This window comes from Nitratidesulfovibrio sp. SRB-5 (genome assembly GCF_019931275.1).
Classification (GTDB): Bacteria; Desulfobacterota; Desulfovibrionia; order Desulfovibrionales; family Desulfovibrionaceae; genus Cupidesulfovibrio.
On record NZ_JAIOTY010000010.1, the window covers coordinates 1 to 1145 of the forward strand.

The window sequence follows — 1145 nt, forward strand, 5'->3', positions numbered from 1 at the left end:
CGGGTGGGCAGGGCCAGGGCATCGCGCCGGAAAGGCGGGGCCAGTCGCGTGCCGTCGGTCATGATCTCGATGACCGAGGGCTTGCGGCTCTTGCGGGCGGCGTCCAGGGCATCGGCCAGGTCGGCCTGGGTGTTCACCTTGTACCCCACGGCGCCCATGGCTTCCGCGATGGCCGCGTAGGAGTTGGACCAGATGTCCGCGCCCACGAAGCGATTGTTGTAGAAATCCACCTGGTTCTTCTTTTCCGCGCACCACGCCCCGTTGTTGTACACGGTGGCGATGACCGGCAGGTTGTACTGCACCGCGGTGGGCACCTCGAACAGGCTCATGCCCCACGCGCCGTCACCCACGATGGCCACCACCGTGTCCTCGGGGCAGGCCAGCTGCGCGCCAAGGCCCGCCTGATAGGCGAAACCGGTGTTGCCGAAGGTCAGCGTGGCCACCGAACGCTTGGCGTTGCGGAAGCGCAGGTAGCTGTTGGCCGTGGACGAGGTGTTGCCGATGTCGGTGGTGGCGATGGCGTTGTGCTCGGTGACGAAGCGCCCCACCACGTCCAGCGCCTTGCGCGGGTGCATGCGGCCTTCCATCACCGGTTCGTCGGCGATGGCGGCGATTTCCTTGTACCAGTCCTCCAGCTCGGCCTTGACCATGGCGTACACGGCGTCGTCGCGCTTGGGATTGGGCATGGCCTCGCGCACGCGGGCCAGCAGTTCCACGGCGGCGTCCTTGGCGTCGGCGCACAGGCCCACGGCCACGGGGTGGGTCTTGGCGATGTGGCGGGGGTTGATGTCGATCTGGACGATCTTGGCGGTCTTCGGGAAGTAGTTGATGTCGTACTGCGGCAGCGTGCCGAAGTAGGACAGCCGGGTGCCCACGGCCAGGATGACATCAGCCTGCTGCAGGATGCGCATGGCCGCCTTGGAACCCATGTACCCGATGGGCCCGGTCCACAGCGGATGGTCGCAGGGGAAGGCGTCGTTGTGCAGGTAGGTGCAGGCCACGGGGGCGTTGAGGTGTTCCGCCAGGGCCTTCACCGTTTCCAGCGCGCCGGAATCCACCACCCCGCGACCGGAGACGATGACCGGGCGCTTGGCAGACTTCAGCACTTCCACCGCCTCGCGGAACTGTTCCGGATTGCCGATGCC

The 1145-nt window shown here is 67.0% G+C and carries 1 protein-coding gene; it reads right to left on the bottom strand.

Features of this window, described 5'->3' with window-relative positions; translation table 11 throughout:
* A partial coding sequence (locus K6142_RS16515; protein ID WP_190246124.1) for a thiamine pyrophosphate-dependent enzyme occupies positions 1–1145 on the bottom strand: 1145 nt, incomplete at both ends.